This window comes from Halomonas sp. THAF12 (assembly GCF_009363675.1).
Taxonomy (GTDB): Bacteria; Pseudomonadota; Gammaproteobacteria; order Pseudomonadales; family Halomonadaceae; genus Halomonas; species Halomonas smyrnensis.
In genome coordinates, this window is sequence record NZ_CP045399.1 from 268,569 (window position 1) to 284,167 (window position 15,599).

At 64.7% G+C, this 15,599-nt stretch carries 8 protein-coding genes, 2 tRNA genes and 3 rRNA genes; 8 read left to right on the plus strand and 5 right to left on the minus strand.

Going from position 1 to position 15,599, the window contains the following annotated elements:
* Complete coding sequence (locus FIU88_RS01180; RefSeq protein WP_152477883.1) at window positions 1-672, plus strand: metal-dependent hydrolase; 672 nt, start codon at window positions 1-3, stop codon at window positions 670-672.
* On the opposite strand, the gene FIU88_RS01185 is transcribed toward FIU88_RS01180, so the two are convergent.
* From FIU88_RS01185 to FIU88_RS01195, 3 genes are read right to left on the minus strand one after another with little or no spacing between them, the layout of a single operon-like run.
* A complete protein-coding gene (locus tag FIU88_RS01185; protein ID WP_152477884.1) occupies window positions 648-2,030 on the minus strand; it encodes a sigma-54 dependent transcriptional regulator in 1,383 nt (460 codons plus the stop codon). The two genes, FIU88_RS01180 and FIU88_RS01185, sit on opposite strands and share 25 nt — an antisense overlap.
* Window positions 2,023-3,939 (minus strand): ATP-binding protein, encoded by a 1,917-nt coding sequence (locus FIU88_RS01190; protein ID WP_152477885.1) that lies wholly within the window; start codon window positions 3,937-3,939, stop codon window positions 2,023-2,025. Before FIU88_RS01190 ends, FIU88_RS01185 begins: the two co-directional genes overlap by 8 nt.
* Before the next feature lie 7 nt (window positions 3,940-3,946).
* On the minus strand, window positions 3,947-4,720 hold the full coding sequence (locus FIU88_RS01195) for a GntR family transcriptional regulator (protein WP_152477886.1): 774 nt from the start codon (window positions 4,718-4,720) through the stop codon (window positions 3,947-3,949).
* Between the two features lie 395 nt (window positions 4,721-5,115).
* On the opposite strand from FIU88_RS01195, the gene lldD reads away from it, so the two are divergent.
* From lldD to rrf, 7 genes are all read left to right on the plus strand, one after another.
* Window positions 5,116-6,276: an FMN-dependent L-lactate dehydrogenase LldD gene (lldD, locus tag FIU88_RS01200; RefSeq protein ID WP_152477887.1), complete on the plus strand. Its 1,161-nt coding sequence runs from the start codon at window positions 5,116-5,118 to the stop codon at window positions 6,274-6,276.
* An 83-nt stretch (window positions 6,277-6,359) separates the two neighbouring features.
* Window positions 6,360-8,078: a PPC domain-containing protein gene (locus FIU88_RS01205; protein WP_152477888.1), complete on the plus strand. Its 1,719-nt coding sequence runs from the start codon at window positions 6,360-6,362 to the stop codon at window positions 8,076-8,078.
* Window positions 8,079-8,659: 581 nt separating this feature from the next.
* Window positions 8,660-10,197, plus strand: a 16S ribosomal RNA gene (locus tag FIU88_RS01210).
* 72 nt (window positions 10,198-10,269) lie between these two features.
* Window positions 10,270-10,346: transfer RNA gene (locus FIU88_RS01215), tRNA-Ile, on the plus strand.
* Window positions 10,347-10,451: 105 nt separating this feature from the next.
* Window positions 10,452-10,527, plus strand: a tRNA-Ala gene (locus tag FIU88_RS01220).
* Window positions 10,528-10,753: 226 nt separating this feature from the next.
* Window positions 10,754-13,640: ribosomal RNA gene (locus FIU88_RS01225) — 23S ribosomal RNA — on the plus strand.
* A gap of 88 nt (window positions 13,641-13,728) precedes the next feature.
* Window positions 13,729-13,843: ribosomal RNA gene (gene rrf / locus FIU88_RS01230) — 5S ribosomal RNA — on the plus strand.
* The 16S, 23S and 5S rRNA genes sit together here with 2 tRNA genes alongside, the layout of an rRNA operon.
* A 159-nt stretch (window positions 13,844-14,002) precedes the next feature.
* Here rrf and FIU88_RS01235 read toward each other — a convergent pair.
* Together FIU88_RS01235 and hisC are read right to left on the minus strand one after the other, a co-directional pair.
* A complete protein-coding gene (locus FIU88_RS01235; RefSeq protein ID WP_016856591.1) occupies window positions 14,003-14,410 on the minus strand; it encodes a VOC family protein in 408 nt (135 codons plus the stop codon).
* Between the two features lie 84 nt (window positions 14,411-14,494).
* Window positions 14,495-15,550: a histidinol-phosphate transaminase gene (gene hisC / locus FIU88_RS01240; RefSeq protein WP_152477889.1), complete on the minus strand. Its 1,056-nt coding sequence runs from the start codon at window positions 15,548-15,550 to the stop codon at window positions 14,495-14,497.
* Between the last annotated feature and the right edge of the window lie 49 nt (window positions 15,551-15,599).

The following is a 15,599-nucleotide window of genomic DNA, read 5'->3' on the forward strand; positions in this document are numbered from 1 at the left end:
ATGGCCGACTTCCGAACCCACCTCGGCGTGGCCGCGACCCTGGGCGCGGTGGTCGCCCACGGCGGCTGGCAGGCCGGGCTGTGGGCGTTCTCCGAGGGGCTGCCCGTCCTCGCGCTGATCACCCTCGGCGGCATCCTTCCCGACATCGACGCCGACCGCTCCAAGGCCATTCGCCTGATCTTCAACCTGCTGGCGATCCCGGCCGTGGTGGCCGGGGCGCTGTGGCTGCAGGGCCGCATGGAACCGGGCCCGATGATGGTGGCCTGCGGCGGCATCTACCTGGCGGTGCGCTATCTGGGCGGGGCGCTGTTCTGCCGCTTCACCGTGCATCGTGGCATCTGGCACTCGCTGCTGGCCGCGGCGCTGTGCGGGCTGACCGCCACCGCGCTCAGCCATCGGCTGTTCGCGCTGCCCGACCGGCAGGCCTGGGTCTATGGCGCGGCGCTGGCGCTGGGCTTCGTGATCCACCTGCTGCTCGACGAGCTGTACAGCGTCGATCTCACCGGGGCGCGCCTCAAGCGCTCCTTCGGCACCGCGCTCAAGCCCTTCGACTGGCGCCAGCCCGGCAACTCGCTGGCCATGCTGGCGGTGATCGCGAGTCTCTCCCCCTGGCTGCCGCCCTGGCAGCCGCTGGTCGATCTGGTGGCTCAGGGCTCGGCGTTCTGGCGGTAGTCCTCGGCCTTGAGGCCATGTTTCTTCAGCTTGTCGTAGAGCGTCTTGCGCGGCACGTCCAGGGCGTCGCAGACCTCGCTGACGCGGCCCTGATGGCGGGCCAGGGCCTGGCTGATCAGGCTCTTCTCGAACAGCTCCACCTGCCGCGGCAGCGGCAGCTCGCCGCCCTCGTTGTCGCCGCCTTCCAGCAGCGCCTCCAGCCGGTAGTCGCAGGTCACGCCCAGCAGCACGTAGCGCTCGGCGAGGTTGCGCAGCTCGCGCACGTTGCCCGGCCAGTCGTGGGCCAGCAGCGCGGAGGTGCCGGCGGCGTCCAGCGGCGGCGCCTCCAGGCCGCTGCGGTTGGCGGCCACCACCGCGAAGTGCTGGAACAGCAGCGGGATGTCCTCGCGGCGCTCGCGCAGCGGCGGGATCGGCAGGGTCACCACGTTGAGCCGGTAGTAGAGGTCCTCGCGGAAGTCGCCGGCCTCGGCGGCGGCCTTGAGGTCGACCTTGGTGGCGGCGATCACGCGGATGTCGAGGGGGACCGCCTGGTTGGAGCCCAGTCGCTCGATGCTGCGCTCCTGCAGCACCCGCAGCAGCTTGACCTGCAGCGACAGCGGCATGGACTCGATCTCGTCGAGGAACACGGTGCCGCCCTGGGCGTGCTCGAACTTGCCGATGCGCCGCTCCACGGCGCCGGTGAAGGCGCCCTTCTCGTGGCCGAACAGCTCCGACTCGATGGTGCTCTCCGGCACCGCGCCGCAGTTGATGGCGACGAAGGGGCGGCCGCCGCGGGCGCTGCGCTCGTGGATGGCGCGGGCCACCAGGTCCTTGCCGGCGCCGGTCTCGCCGAACAGCAGCACGTCGGCCTCGACCTGGCTGATGCGCTGGACCATCGAGGCCAGCCGCTGGATCGCCGGGGTGCGGCCGACCAGGCGCGGGCCGGGCGCCGACTGCTGGGCCTCGAGCTCGGCCTTGAGGGTGCGGTTCTCGAGGCTCAGCCGACGCTTGTCGATGCCGCGCCGCACCACTTCCACCAGGTGCTCGCCGGCGAAGGGCTTCTCGAGGAAGTCCCAGGCGCCGTCGCGCATCGCCGCCACCGCGGTGGAGACGTCGCCGTGGCCGGTGATCAGCACCACCGGCAGGTCCGGGTCGTGGTGGCGGATCTCGCGCAGCAGCGCCATGCCGTCCATGCCGGGCATGCGGATGTCGCTGATCACCACGCCGGGGAAGTCCGGCGTCAGCGCCGCCAGGGCGTCCTCGGCGCGCTCGAAGGCCTGGGGCGCGTAGCCGGCCAGCTCCAGGGTCTGGCCGGCGGTGATGCGCAGGTGTGCCTCGTCGTCGATGATCATCACCGGGGTCGCCGGGGACTCATGCATGGGATTGCCGCTCCTCGCTGGATGCCGGGGTGTCGGTGCCCGCGTCGCGGGGCAGGGTGATGGTGAAGCGGGCGCCGCCCTCGGCGCCGTTGGCGACCTCGAGGCGACCGCCCAGGTCGTCGATGATACGCGCCGAGATCGACAGGCCCAGCCCCAGGCCGCTGCCGGCGGCCTTGGTGGTGTAGAAGGGCTCGAAGATGCGCGACAGCCGATCCTCGGCGATGCCGGGACCGTTATCGGCTACCGCCAGGCGCACCCGGTCGCCCTCGGCGGCGATCTCGAGGATCAGCCGCGGCGCCGGTGTCTCGGCCATGGCCTGCAGGGCGTTGCCGATCAGGTTGACCAGCACCTGCTCGAGGCGCACCGGGTCGGCGCGCACCCAGAGCTCGTCGTCGGGCCAGCGGCGCGCCACGGCCACCTCGCTCTCGCCGAGCCGGGCCTGGAACAGCCTCAGGGCGTAGTCGAAGCAGGATGTGACCGAGACGGCGGTCAGGCTGTCGCCGCTCTTGCGCGAGAACTGGCGCAGCTGGGCGCTGATCTCGGCCATGCGTTCGGTGAGCTCGACGATCTGGCCGAGGTTGGCGTCGGCGGCCTCGCTGCGGCTGCGGGCGATGAAGGCGCGGGCGTTCTCGGCGTAGGCGCGGATCGCCGCCAGCGGCTGGTTGAGTTCGTGATTGATGCCGGCGGCCAGCTGGCCGAGCACCGCCAGCTTGGCGGCCTGGACCAGCTCGTCGCGGGTCTCGCGCAGGCGCTGTTCGGCCAGGCGACGCTCTTCGATCTCGTCGGACAGCCGGCGATTGCTGGCCGTCAGGTCGCGGGTGCGCGCCTCGACGTGGCGCTCCAGTTCGTCGCGGGCCTGGGCCAGGGTGCGGCGTTCGCGCTCGGCGAAGCGTTCGCGTTCGCGACGCAGCCGCCGGCGTTGCCAGCCGATACCGCCGCCCAGCGCCACCAGGCCGTAGAGGCCTCCCGCCAGCGCCGCGGCCAGCCACTGGGCATCGACCACGGGGGTGAGCGGCTTGAGGATGTGCATGTCCCAGCCGAAGGTGGGCATGGCGCGGGTCAGGCTCAGATAGCGCTCGCCGGCCAGCGGGCCTTCGGTGAAGTCCACCACCCGGGTGCGCTCGCCGCGGCGTTCGCGTTCGCGCAGGCCGGTGGGCGGCAGGGGCGCGTCGCCGTAGCGCCGCGAGGCGTGCAGGTCCGCGAGCTCGGCCTCGTCGAGGGGCTCGATGGCGGTGAGGCGCAGCTCCTGCCGGCTGGCCATGAACACCACGCCGTCGTTGTCGGTGACCAGCAGTTCGGCGTCCTGTTCGGCCCAGCTCTCCTCCACGCGGTGCAGCAGCACCTTGAGCACCATGACCCCGTCGGGGCGGGCGTTCGGGGCGGTGTCGTCGAGCCAGATCGGTGCCGAGAAATAGTAGCCGCGCTCCTGGGACTGCACCCCGAGGCCGAAGAAGCGGCCGGCGCGCCCCTGCATGGCCTCCTGATAGTAGCGGCGGAAGCGGTAGTTCTGGCCGATGAAGGTGTCGGCGCGGTGCCAGTTGCTGGCCGCCAGGGTGTCGCCGAAGCGGTCGAGCAGGTAGATGTCGGAGACGTCGGCGGTGGCGCGGAAACGGTCGAACAGCCGATTGAGCGGCATCGGGTCCTGCCGGGTCGGCGTCGCCAGGAAGCGCTTCACGGCCTCCCGCGAGGCCAGCAGCTCGGGCAGGTAGTCGTGGCGCGACAGATGCCCGGTGAGCCCGGCCACCGACAGGCGGAGCTCGTTCTCGGCGTCGTCGTGCAGCGCCTGCAGCGCCTGTTCGCGGGCGACCTGGGCGGTCTGCCACAGGCACAGCGCCAGGCCGGCCAGCCCGATCAGGGCCAGCAGCAGGCGCAGGTGGCGGCGACGAGGCGGCGGCGAGGCGGTCGTCATGCGTCTTTCAGGCATCGGCCGCCGGCATCGACTGGGCGCGACGCAGCGAGCGCTGGGCACGGGTCTCGGCGCGGGCCGCGGCCAGCAGGTTCTCTTCCACGTAGACCAGGTGGTCGTGGGCGCAGGCGCGGGCTTCCTCGGCGCGGCCCTGGAGGATGGCATCGAGCAGCGCGCGGTGCTGGGCCATCAGCCGCTCGCGGGCGTCGGGCTTGGCGAACAGCTGCGCGAGGTTGTCGACGATGCTCTTCTCGAGCAGGTGGAAGATGCCGCGGATGGTGTGCAGCAGCATCACGTTGTGGGCGGCCTCGGCGATGGCCAGGTGGAAGGCGGCGTCGGCCTTGGCCTCCTCGGCCGGGTCCTGGGCGAGGAAGCGGGCCTCGAGCTCCTCGAAGCGCTGCAGCAGCACCGCCTTGTCGGTGGGCGTGGCGCGCAGCGCGGCGTAGTAGGCGGAGAGCCCTTCCATGGCGTCGCGGAACTCGAGCAGGTCGAGGTGGAACTCGCCGTGGCGCGAGAGCATCTCCAGCAGCGGGTCGCTGTAGCCGCTGTGCAGGTCCTCGGTGATGAAGGTGCCGCCGCCCTGGCGGCTGTGCAGCAGGCCGCGGGCGGCGAGCTTCTGGATCGCCTCGCGCAGCGAGGGGCGCGAGACGCCGAAGCGTTCGGCCAGCTCGCGCTCCGGTGGCAGGCGCTGGCCGGGCTTGAGGCTGCCCTCGAGGATCAGTGCCTCGAGGCGTTCGGTGATCACGTCGGCGAGGCGCGGCTGGCGCAGGGGGTGGTAGGACATGGCGGCGTTCCTGGGCGCGAGGGCTTTCGGCGCATGGTAGCGTCATTCAATTGGTATTACCAATATGGCGCGTTTTCTGCCGCCTGCCATTATGCTGGTTTTTCAAGGGCTTGCGGGGCGTCTTTCATGGCTTAATACCAAGGTATAAGCGCATTCGTCGGCCAGGGTTTTGACACCCTCGTGGTCGGGCCATAGGGTGCGGTAACCAGTCGATGTCAATTGGTTTGACCAATCATGACTCATGAGGCGTCGATCGACCCGCGCTGTGCCGAAGTGCCGCCCGACTGGAGAGATTTCTTTGCGCCCGCGTGCGCCCGCGCCGATGACCTTCCTGGCCTCATCGCGGAGCCCGCGCCGGCCTTCATCGATCGCTCATCCATTGTACAGGGCCCGCCATGATCATCTCCGCCGCCACGGACTATCGCCAGGCCGCCAAGCGTCGCATTCCGCCCTTCCTCTTTCACTACGCCGACGGGGGCGCCTATGCCGAGCATACGCTCCGGCGCAACGTCGAGGACCTCGGCGAGGTCGGCCTGCGCCAGCGCGTGCTGAAGGACATGTCCTCGCTGTCGCTCGAGACCGAGCTGTTCGGCGAGTCCATGGCCATGCCGGTCGCCCTGGCGCCCGTGGGGCTGGCCGGCATGTACGCCCGGCGGGGCGAGGTGCAGGCGGCCCGGGCCGCGGCGGGGAAGGGCATCCCGTTCACGCTGTCCACGGTATCGGTCTGCCCCATCGATGAGGTCGCCTCGGCCCTGGATCGTCCCCTCTGGTTCCAGCTCTACGTGCTGAAGGACCGCGGCTTCATGAAGCATGTGCTGGAGCGGGCCAAGGCCGCCGGCGTGAAGACGCTGGTCTTCACCGTCGACATGCCGGTGCCCGGGGCGCGCTATCGCGATGCCCATTCCGGCATGAGCGGCAAGCACGGCGGCATCCGGCGCATGCTGCAGGCCATGACCCGCCCTGCCTGGGCCTGGGACGTGGGTATTCACGGTCGTCCTCACGATCTGGGCAACGTCTCGGACTACCGCGGCCAGCCGACGGAGCTCGAGGACTATATCGCCTGGCTCGGCAACAACTTCGATCCCTCCATCTCGTGGAAGGACCTGGAGTGGATTCGCGAGCTCTGGGACGGCCCGATGATCATCAAGGGCATCCTCGACCCCGAGGACGCCCGCGACGCGGTGCGCTTCGGTGCCGACGGCATCGTGGTCTCCAACCACGGCGGCCGCCAGCTGGATGGCGTGCCGTCCTCCGCCCGCGCGCTGCCGGCCATCGCCGACGCGGTGAAGGGCGACCTGGCGATCCTGGCCGACTCCGGCATCCGCAGCGGGCTGGATGTGGTGCGCATGGTCGCCATGGGCGCCGACAGCGTGCTGCTGGGGCGCGCCTTCATCTATGCGCTGGCCACCGCCGGCGAGGCGGGCGTGGCCCACCTGCTCGAGCTGATCGACAAGGAGATGCGCGTGGCCATGACGCTCACCGGCGCACGCACCATCGCCGATCTCGGGCCGGAGTCGCTGGTGACCGAGGCGCGCCTGCGTGGCGGCGATGCCTGAGACCCCTCGATAGGCCGCGTTTTCCGCTATAGTGCGGCTGTCCCGCCTCTGCGGGGCATCGTCACTACGTAGGGAGACATGACGTGGACTTTCAAGGAACTCGGCGCCTCGGCGTCTCATCGGGCCGCCTGCTGGCGGGCCTGGTCGGGCTCACTCTGCTGGCAGGCTGCGGCGACGACGAGGCGCGCTTCGTCTCGGCGCCGGAGATGCAGGCCGGCGACAGCATCGAAGGCGAGCTGACCTCGACCAGCCCGGTCAATCTCAACAACGGCACGCGCCATTCGGCACACTGGATGTGCGGCAGCGGCGAGGCGGAGCGCTATCGCTACACGCTGGACGCGCCCTTCGCCGCCTCGCTGGCGGCCTTCGACGACGAGGGGCACTGGATCGGCTCGGCCGAGAGCGGCCCCGATGGCGAGCCGGCGATCCTGCTGAGCGCGCCCGAGGCGCAGCGCTGCACCCTGGTCGTGATCAACGGGCAGGATGGCGCCGCCTTCGGCCCCTACACGCTCGCGGCCGAGGCGGCCGAGGCGGAAGAAGGGCTGGTGGCCGATCGGCCGCTGATCGGCCGGCTGGAAGACGGCGGGGCCGAATACTCGCTCAGCCTGGACGCGCCCGCGCACCTCAACCTGGCGCTGTCCGGCGAGCAGGGGCTCGACATGCATCTCGCCGGCGAGGACGTGAATCAGCGGGCCGAGTCCTGCGCCCCCGGCGAGCTGCGCCTCGATGCCTACCTGGAGCCCGGCGACTACCGCGTCCGGCTGGGGCGGGCGGCCAAGCCCAACGTCGCGGCGACGGAGTGCGCCAGTCAGGTGCTGAGCACCGGCGGCGCCTATCAGCTGGTCGCCGAGCGGCGTGATCTCTCCGACGGGCGCCGCAACGGCGGGCCGCTGCGCGACGGGGATCGCATCAATGGCGGCCTCGAGGGTGGCGTGTCGAACACCTATACCCTGCATCTCGACGAGGCGGCCGAGGTGACCCTGGACCTCGGTTCCTCGGCCTTCGATGCCCTGCTGAACGTGATCGGCAGCGGCACCAATATCAGTAACGACGACGGCGGCATGGGCACCGATTCGCGGGTACAGACGGTGCTGATGGCCGGCGATTACCGCGTCGAGGTGACCAGCTACGACGGCACCGGCGGCGACTACGAGCTGTCCATGCGGCGCGGCGAGTTCGACGGTGAGTTCCGCAACGACGGGCCGATCGCCAGCGGCGAGGAAGTGCGCGGGCAGTACGTCGGCGTCGGCGAGAACCGCTATCGCTTCACCGTCGAGGAGACCGCCGAGGTGAATCTGGCGCTCGATTCGCTGGACTTCGACCCGATGCTGTCTCTGCAGGGTGAGGGCGTCGAGCTCAGCGACGACGACAGCGGCGGCGACCGCAACTCGCTGATCAACACCGTGCTGGAGCCCGGCACCTACACCCTGGAGGTGCAGAGCTACAGCGGCAGCGGCATCTATACCCTGAGCGCCGATGCCTCTCCCTTCGAGGGGCGCATGAGCGACGGCGGGGAAGTCGCGCCGGGCGAGACCGTCTACGGCCAGATGGCGCTCGGCGGGCGACTCTCCTACCGGCTGGTGGTGGAAGAGGCGCGCGACGTGGTGCTCGAAAGCACGTCCAGCGCCGTGGATACCGTCATGCGGCTGACCGGCAACGGCATCGACGAGCAGAACGACGATGCCACCGGCCTCGGGTTCGGTTCGCGGATCTCTGAGCGCCTGCAGCCCGGCACCTACGAGGTGGAGATCAGCGCCTTCGGCAGCAACCGCGGCACGGTCCGTCTGTCCATCGGCGAATGATGCCGGCATCGGGGTGCCGTTCGGGCGGCACCCCGATGGTGCATGTTGATGGTGGCGAGAAAGTCCTTGCACCATCCCGGGGAAGTCCGTAGAGTACGCATCCGCTGCCGGCGACGGGCAACGTTGCAGGCGGTGATGAGTGGCAAAAGCGCTTGTTTTTCTTGAGGTTTTTCGGCGGTTGTCGGAAACGCTCGATTGACAAGGTCAGCGGGATCGGTAAAATGCCCGCCACTCGCTACGGTAGCCCGCTGAGGGCTCGGTCGAACGCCGCTTCAGTCGCTGAAGCCGCACGCTCGGTCATCCGCTTCGCTCTCTCGAGAGCTTGAAGATCACCGGTTGACACGACGCGCCGATCACGTAGAATACGCCTTCCTTGCGAGGCACTGGCCAAGCGGTCGGGAACGCAAGATGCTCTTCTCCAATGCGAGTCGAGCGGCTCTTTAACAATCGATCAGATAATTCATGTGGGCGCTTGTCGGGATGTCGGTGACCAGTCACTAGATATCAAGACAAGCGACTCGTCAAAGAGACGTTTGAATCTTGAACCAGGTTTGGTTCCACCTTAGGAACTATCAGACTTTTAACTGAAGAGTTTGATCATGGCTCAGATTGAACGCTGGCGGCAGGCCTAACACATGCAAGTCGAGCGGAAACGATCCTAGCTTGCTAGGAGGCGTCGAGCGGCGGACGGGTGAGTAATGCATAGGAATCTGCCCGGTAGTGGGGGATAACTTGAGGAAACTCAAGCTAATACCGCATACGCCCCAAGGGGGAAAGCAGGGGATCTTCGGACCTTGCGCTATCGGATGAGCCTATGTCGGATTAGCTAGTTGGTGAGGTAATGGCTCACCAAGGCCGCGATCCGTAGCTGGTCTGAGAGGATGATCAGCCACATCGGGACTGAGACACGGCCCGAACTCCTACGGGAGGCAGCAGTGGGGAATATTGGACAATGGGCGAAAGCCTGATCCAGCCATGCCGCGTGTGTGAAGAAGGCCTTCGGGTTGTAAAGCACTTTCAGCGAGGAAGAACGCTTGTGGGTTAATACCCCGCAAGAAGGACATCACTCGCAGAAGAAGCACCGGCTAACTCCGTGCCAGCAGCCGCGGTAATACGGAGGGTGCAAGCGTTAATCGGAATTACTGGGCGTAAAGCGCGCGTAGGCGGCTTGATAAGCCGGTTGTGAAAGCCCCGGGCTCAACCTGGGAACGGCATCCGGAACTGTCAGGCTAGAGTGCAGGAGAGGAAGGTAGAATTCCCGGTGTAGCGGTGAAATGCGTAGAGATCGGGAGGAATACCAGTGGCGAAGGCGGCCTTCTGGACTGACACTGACGCTGAGGTGCGAAAGCGTGGGTAGCAAACAGGATTAGATACCCTGGTAGTCCACGCCGTAAACGATGTCGACTAGCCGTTGGGGTCCTCGAGACCTTTGTGGCGCAGTTAACGCGATAAGTCGACCGCCTGGGGAGTACGGCCGCAAGGTTAAAACTCAAATGAATTGACGGGGGCCCGCACAAGCGGTGGAGCATGTGGTTTAATTCGATGCAACGCGAAGAACCTTACCTACTCTTGACATCGAGCGAACTTTCCAGAGATGGATTGGTGCCTTCGGGAACGCTCAGACAGGTGCTGCATGGCCGTCGTCAGCTCGTGTTGTGAAATGTTGGGTTAAGTCCCGTAACGAGCGCAACCCTTGTCCCTATTTGCCAGCGATTCGGTCGGGAACTCTAGGGAGACTGCCGGTGACAAACCGGAGGAAGGTGGGGACGACGTCAGGTCATCATGGCCCTTACGAGTAGGGCTACACACGTGCTACAATGGCCGGTACAATGGGCTGCAATCCCGCGAGGGGGAGCTAATCTCATAAAGCCGGTCTCAGTCCGGATCGGAGTCTGCAACTCGACTCCGTGAAGTCGGAATCGCTAGTAATCGTGCATCAGAATGGCACGGTGAATACGTTCCCGGGCCTTGTACACACCGCCCGTCACACCATGGGAGTGGACTGCACCAGAAGTGGTTAGCCTAACTTCGGAGGGCGATCACCACGGTGTGGTTCATGACTGGGGTGAAGTCGTAACAAGGTAGCCGTAGGGGAACCTGCGGCTGGATCACCTCCTTAATCGACGACGTCACCGCCACCCGGCAAGTGTCCACAATGAATTATCTGATCGGCCAGAGCAAAAGACTGTTTGGGTCTGTAGCTCAGTTGGTTAGAGCGCACCCCTGATAAGGGTGAGGTCGGCAGTTCAAGTCTGCCCAGACCCACCAAAATTTGCGTAATACGTCGTTGCTTTTACCCTCGTGTAGCAGGCTACACGTCGACCAAAAGCGCCTCGTCTTGCTCAAATTTCCATCGATCTTGATGGTGTCAGAGGGGCCTTAGCTCAGCTGGGAGAGCGCCTGCCTTGCACGCAGGAGGTCAGCGGTTCGATCCCGCTAGGCTCCACCACTCTCCACAGGGTCCTGCAGTCGGTTTTATGTGAATCCACAGTCACAAGCGATCATTGCCCAGGGTGATGACACGTTTGTGACTGTCGATTGACAGTCGCTCTTTAACAATGTGAATCATGCTGACAAAGTCCCTCTCCTACCCGGGAGAGGGCATGAGATACGTCTCAAGCGTATCCGGCAATTGTCGTGGTTGTCATCGCGGATCAGACCCCTTGGGGTTATATGGTCAAGCGATGAAGCGCACACGGTGGATGCCTTGGCAGTCAGAGGCGATGAAAGACGTGGAAGCCTGCGATAAGGTTCGGCGAGGTGGCAAACAACCTGCGACCCGGACATCTCTGAATGGGGAAACCCACCTATCGTCAGATAGGTATCGTGCACTGAATACATAGGTGTACGAGGCGAACCGGGGGAACTGAAACATCTAAGTACCCCGAGGAAAAGAAATCAACCGAGATTCCCCCAGTAGCGGCGAGCGAACGGGGACCAGCCCTTAAGCGGGTGAAAGGTTAGGCGAATGAGTTGGGAAACTCAGCGATACAGGGTGATAGCCCCGTAGTCGAAAGCCTGATCCCGTGAAATCGAGTAGGTCGGGGCACGTGAAACCCTGATTGAAGATGGGGGGACCATCCTCCAAGGCTAAATACTCCTGACTGACCGATAGTGAACCAGTACCGTGAGGGAAAGGCGAAAAGAACCCCGGAGAGGGGAGTGAAATAGACCCTGAAACCGTGTGCGTACAAGCAGTGGGAGCGGGCTCGTCCCGTGACCGCGTACCTTTTGTATAATGGGTCAGCGACTTATATTCAGTGGCGAGCTTAACCGTATAGGGGAGGCGTAGGGAAACCGAGTCTTAACTGGGCGACCAGTCGCTGGATATAGACCCGAAACCGGGCGATCTATCCATGAGCAGGTTGAAGGTTGAGTAACATCAACTGGAGGACCGAACCAGGATCTGTTGAAAAAGATTTGGATGACTTGTGGATCGGAGTGAAAGGCTAATCAAGCCCGGAGATAGCTGGTTCTCCTCGAAAGCTATTTAGGTAGCGCCTCACGTATCACCGCCGGGGGTAGAGCACTGTTTCGGCTAGGGGGTCATCCCGACTTACCAACCCGAGGCAAACTCCGAATACCGGTGAGTGCAGCGTGGGAGACACACAGCGGGTGCTAACGTCCGTTGTGAAAAGGGAAACAACCCAGACCGTCAGCTAAGGTCCCCAAATCCTGGTTAAGTGGGAAACGATGTGGGAAGGCTTAGACAGCTAGGAGGTTGGCTTAGAAGCAGCCATCCTTTAAAGAAAGCGTAATAGCTCACTAGTCGAGTCGGCCTGCGCGGAAGATGTAACGGGGCTCAAACCAGGTACCGAAGCTACGGGTTCATCGAATGATGAGCGGTAGAGGAGCGTCGTGTACGCCGACGAAGGTGTGTTGAGAAGCATGCTGGAGGTATCACGAGTGCGAATGCTGACATGAGTAACGATAAGGGGAGTGAAAAACTCCCCCGCCGGAAGACCAAGGGTTTCTGTTCGACGCTAATCGGAGCAGAGTGAGTCGGCCCCTAAGGCGAGGCCGAAAGGCGTAGTCGATGGGAAACGGGTCAATATTCCCGTACTTCACTGTATTGCGATGGGGGGACGGAGAAGGCTAGGTGAGCCAGGCGTTGGTTGTCCTGGTGAAAGTCAGTAGGCTGGGGAATTAGGCAAATCCGGTTCCCTAAGGCCGAGAGACGAGACGAACAGACTACGGTCTGGAAGTCATCGATGCCACGCTCCCAGGAAAAGCCTCTAAGCTTCAGATACAGTGGAACCGTACCCCAAACCGACACAGGTGGTCAGGTAGAGAATACCAAGGCGCTTGAGAGAACTCGGGTGAAGGAACTAGGCAAAATGGTGCCGTAACTTCGGGAGAAGGCACGCCGGTATTAGGTGAAGCCCCTTGCGGGTGGAGCTGACGCCGGTCGAAGATACCAGGTGGCTGCAACTGTTTATTAAAAACACAGTACTCTGCAAACGCGTAAGCGGACGTATAGGGTATGACGCCTGCCCGGTGCCGGAAGGTTAATTGATGGTGTTAGCTCACGCGAAGCTCCTGATCGAAGCCCCGGTAAACGGCGGCCGTAACTATAACGGTCCTAAGGTAGCGAAATTCCTTGTCGGGTAAGTTCCGACCTGCACGAATGGCGTAATGATGGCCACGCTGTCTCCACCCGAGACTCAGTGAAATTGAAATCGCAGTGAAGATGCTGTGTACCCGCGGCTAGACGGAAAGACCCCGTGAACCTTTACTACAGCTTCACACTGGACGCTGATGTTGCTTGTGTAGGATAGCTGGGAGGCTTGGAAACTCGGTCGCCAGATCGAGTGGAGCCAACCTTGAAATACCAGCCTGGCATCATTGGCGTTCTAACTCCGGTCCGTTATCCGGATCGAGGACCGTGTGTGGTGGGTAGTTTGACTGGGGCGGTCTCCTCCCAAAGCGTAACGGAGGAGCACGAAGGTACCCTCAGCACGGTTGGAAATCGTGCAATGAGTGCAAGAGCATAAGGGTGCTTAACTGCGAGACAGACACGTCGAGCAGGTACGAAAGTAGGTTCTAGTGATCCGGTGGTTCTGTATGGAAGGGCCATCGCTCAACGGATAAAAGGTACTCCGGGGATAACAGGCTGATACCGCCCAAGAGTTCACATCGACGGCGGTGTTTGGCACCTCGATGTCGGCTCATCACATCCTGGGGCTGAAGTCGGTCCCAAGGGTATGGCTGTTCGCCATTTAAAGTGGTACGCGAGCTGGGTTTAGAACGTCGTGAGACAGTTCGGTCCCTATCTGCCGTGGGCGTTGGAGATTTGAGAAGCGCTGCTCCTAGTACGAGAGGACCGGAGTGGACGTACCTCTGGTGTTCCGGTTGTCACGCCAGTGGCATCGCCGGGTAGCTATGTACGGACGGGATAACCGCTGAAAGCATCTAAGCGGGAAGCCCCCTTCAAGATGAGATCTCCCCGAGGCCTCGAGCCTCCTGAAGGGCCCAGCAAGACCAGCTGGTTGATAGGTCGGATGTGGAAGCGCTGCAAGGCGTTGAGCTAACCGATACTAATGGCCCGTGAGGCTTGACCATATAACACCCAAGTGGTCTGTGACTGACAACAGACGACGCGGATACGCGAGAGACGATCTCGTCAGCATGATTCGCATTGCCTTTTTCGCCTGACGACCATAGCGTGCGGGAACCACCTGATCCCTTGCCGAACTCAGCAGTGAAACCGCTCAGCGCCGATGGTAGTGTGGGAGTTCCCATGCGAGAGTAGGTCATCGTCAGGCACTTATTCCGAGAAAACCCCGAGCCCACAAGGCTCGGGGTTTTTTCATGTCTGGCCAATCGCGCAGGGCGCCGGCCGAGCCAGGATTGAACCCCGAAAAACAAAACGCCCCGTCCTCTGCGAGAGGGCGGGGCGTTTTGGGTTCGGAGGAAACGGTGGATCAGTCGGCGACTTCGTAGAGCTCGATCGGCGTGCCGTCGGGATCGGCCAGGAAGGTGAAGCGCGCGCCGGTGTACTCATCGACGCGAATCGGCTCGGGCGTCGCGCCGCGGGCCTCGAGCAGGGAAACACAGGCGTCGAGGTCGGAGGTGGCGAGTGCCAGGTGGCGCAGCCCGCAGGCCTCGGGATAGCTCGGTCGTGGCGGCGGCGAGGGGAAGGAGAACAGCTCGAGCTGAATGCCGCCCGGCAGGCGCAGGTCGAGCTTGTGGCTATCCCGTTCCTCGCGATAGGCCTCGTTGAGGATCTCGGCGTCCATGACCTCGAGGTAGAAGCGTCTGGCGCGGGGGTAGTCGGCGGTGATCAGCGCCACGTGGTGCACGCGGCTCAGGGGCAGTCGTGAGTCGGCCATGGAGGGCTCGTGTCGTCGGGAGAGTATCGGTCCGGCGGGGCGGGCGAGGGGCGTCGAGCGACGCCCCTGACGCTCAAGGCCGGATCAGCGGCAGAGTTCTTCCAGCACCTCGACCAGGCTGTCCATCTCGTCCTCGGTGCCGATGGAGATGCGCAGCCAGCCGTTCAGCGCCTCGGTGTTGAAGTGGCGCACCAGCACGCCGCGCTCGCGCAGGCCGACGAACAGCTGGGCGGCATCCTGCTCGGGGTGATGCACCAGCAGGAAGTTGCTCTGCGACGGCAGCACCTGGAAGCCGAGGCTCTCGAGGCGTGTGCGGGTGCGCTCGCGGGTGGTGATCACCGCCTCGCGGCAGGCGTCGAAGTGCTCGCGGTCCTCCAGCGCGGCGACGCCGATGGCGCTCGCCAGGCTGTCGACCGGGTAGGAGTTGAAGGAGTCCTTGACCCGCTCCAGGCCCTCGATCAGCTCGCGTGAGCCCACCGCGTAGCCGAGCCGCAGGCCGGCCAGGCTGCGCGACTTGGAGAAGGTGCCGGTGACCAGCAGGTTGGGGAAGCGCTCGATCAGCGGGATGCTGCTCTCGCCGCCGAAGTCCACGTAGGCCTCGTCGACCAGCACCACCGATTCGGTGAGGCGCTCGAGCAGCGCGGCGATCGCCTCGCGGCCGTGGCCGTGGCCGGTCGGCGCGTTGGGATTGGCGAAGATGGCGCCGCCGGCGTCCGGCGAGAAGGCGTCCAGGTCGACGCGCCAGTCGGCGTCCAGCGGCAGGGTGCGGCGCTCCACGTCGTAGAGCCGGCAGTACACCGGATAGAAGCTGTAGGTGATGGCCGGCATCTCGAGCGGGCGGCCGTTGGCGAAGAAGGCCTGGAAGGCCAGGGCCAGCACCTCGTCCGAGCCGTTGCCGACGAACACCTGGTCGACCTCGACGCCGAACTCCCGGGCCAGCGCCTCGCGCAGGCCGTGCGACTCGGGATCGGGATAGCGGCGCAGATGGTCGGCCGGAAACTCTCGCAGCACCGCCTCGACGCCCGGCGCCGGCGGATAGGGGTTCTCATTGGTATTCAGCTTGATCAGGCGCTCGCGCGGCTGTTCGCCGGGAACATAGGGCGTCAGCTCGCGGACCTTGGGGCTCCAGAACTTGCTCATCGTCACTTCTCGGATCGTGGGGCAATCGGGTCATGGTCGCCCGCTCGCG

Coding starts and splice junctions, on each gene's coding strand:
- FIU88_RS01180 (WP_152477883.1), top strand. CDS start 1: ATGGCCGACTTCCGAACCCACCTCGGCGTGGCCGCGACCCTGGGCGCG.
- FIU88_RS01185 (WP_152477884.1), bottom strand. CDS start 2,030: ATGCATGAGTCCCCGGCGACCCCGGTGATGATCATCGACGACGAGGCA.
- FIU88_RS01190 (WP_152477885.1), bottom strand. CDS start 3,939: ATGACGACCGCCTCGCCGCCGCCTCGTCGCCGCCACCTGCGCCTGCTG.
- FIU88_RS01195 (WP_152477886.1), bottom strand. CDS start 4,720: ATGTCCTACCACCCCCTGCGCCAGCCGCGCCTCGCCGACGTGATCACC.
- lldD (WP_152477887.1), top strand. CDS start 5,116: ATGATCATCTCCGCCGCCACGGACTATCGCCAGGCCGCCAAGCGTCGC.
- FIU88_RS01235 (WP_016856591.1), bottom strand. CDS start 14,410: ATGGCCGACTCACGACTGCCCCTGAGCCGCGTGCACCACGTGGCGCTG.
- hisC (WP_152477889.1), bottom strand. CDS start 15,550: ATGAGCAAGTTCTGGAGCCCCAAGGTCCGCGAGCTGACGCCCTATGTT.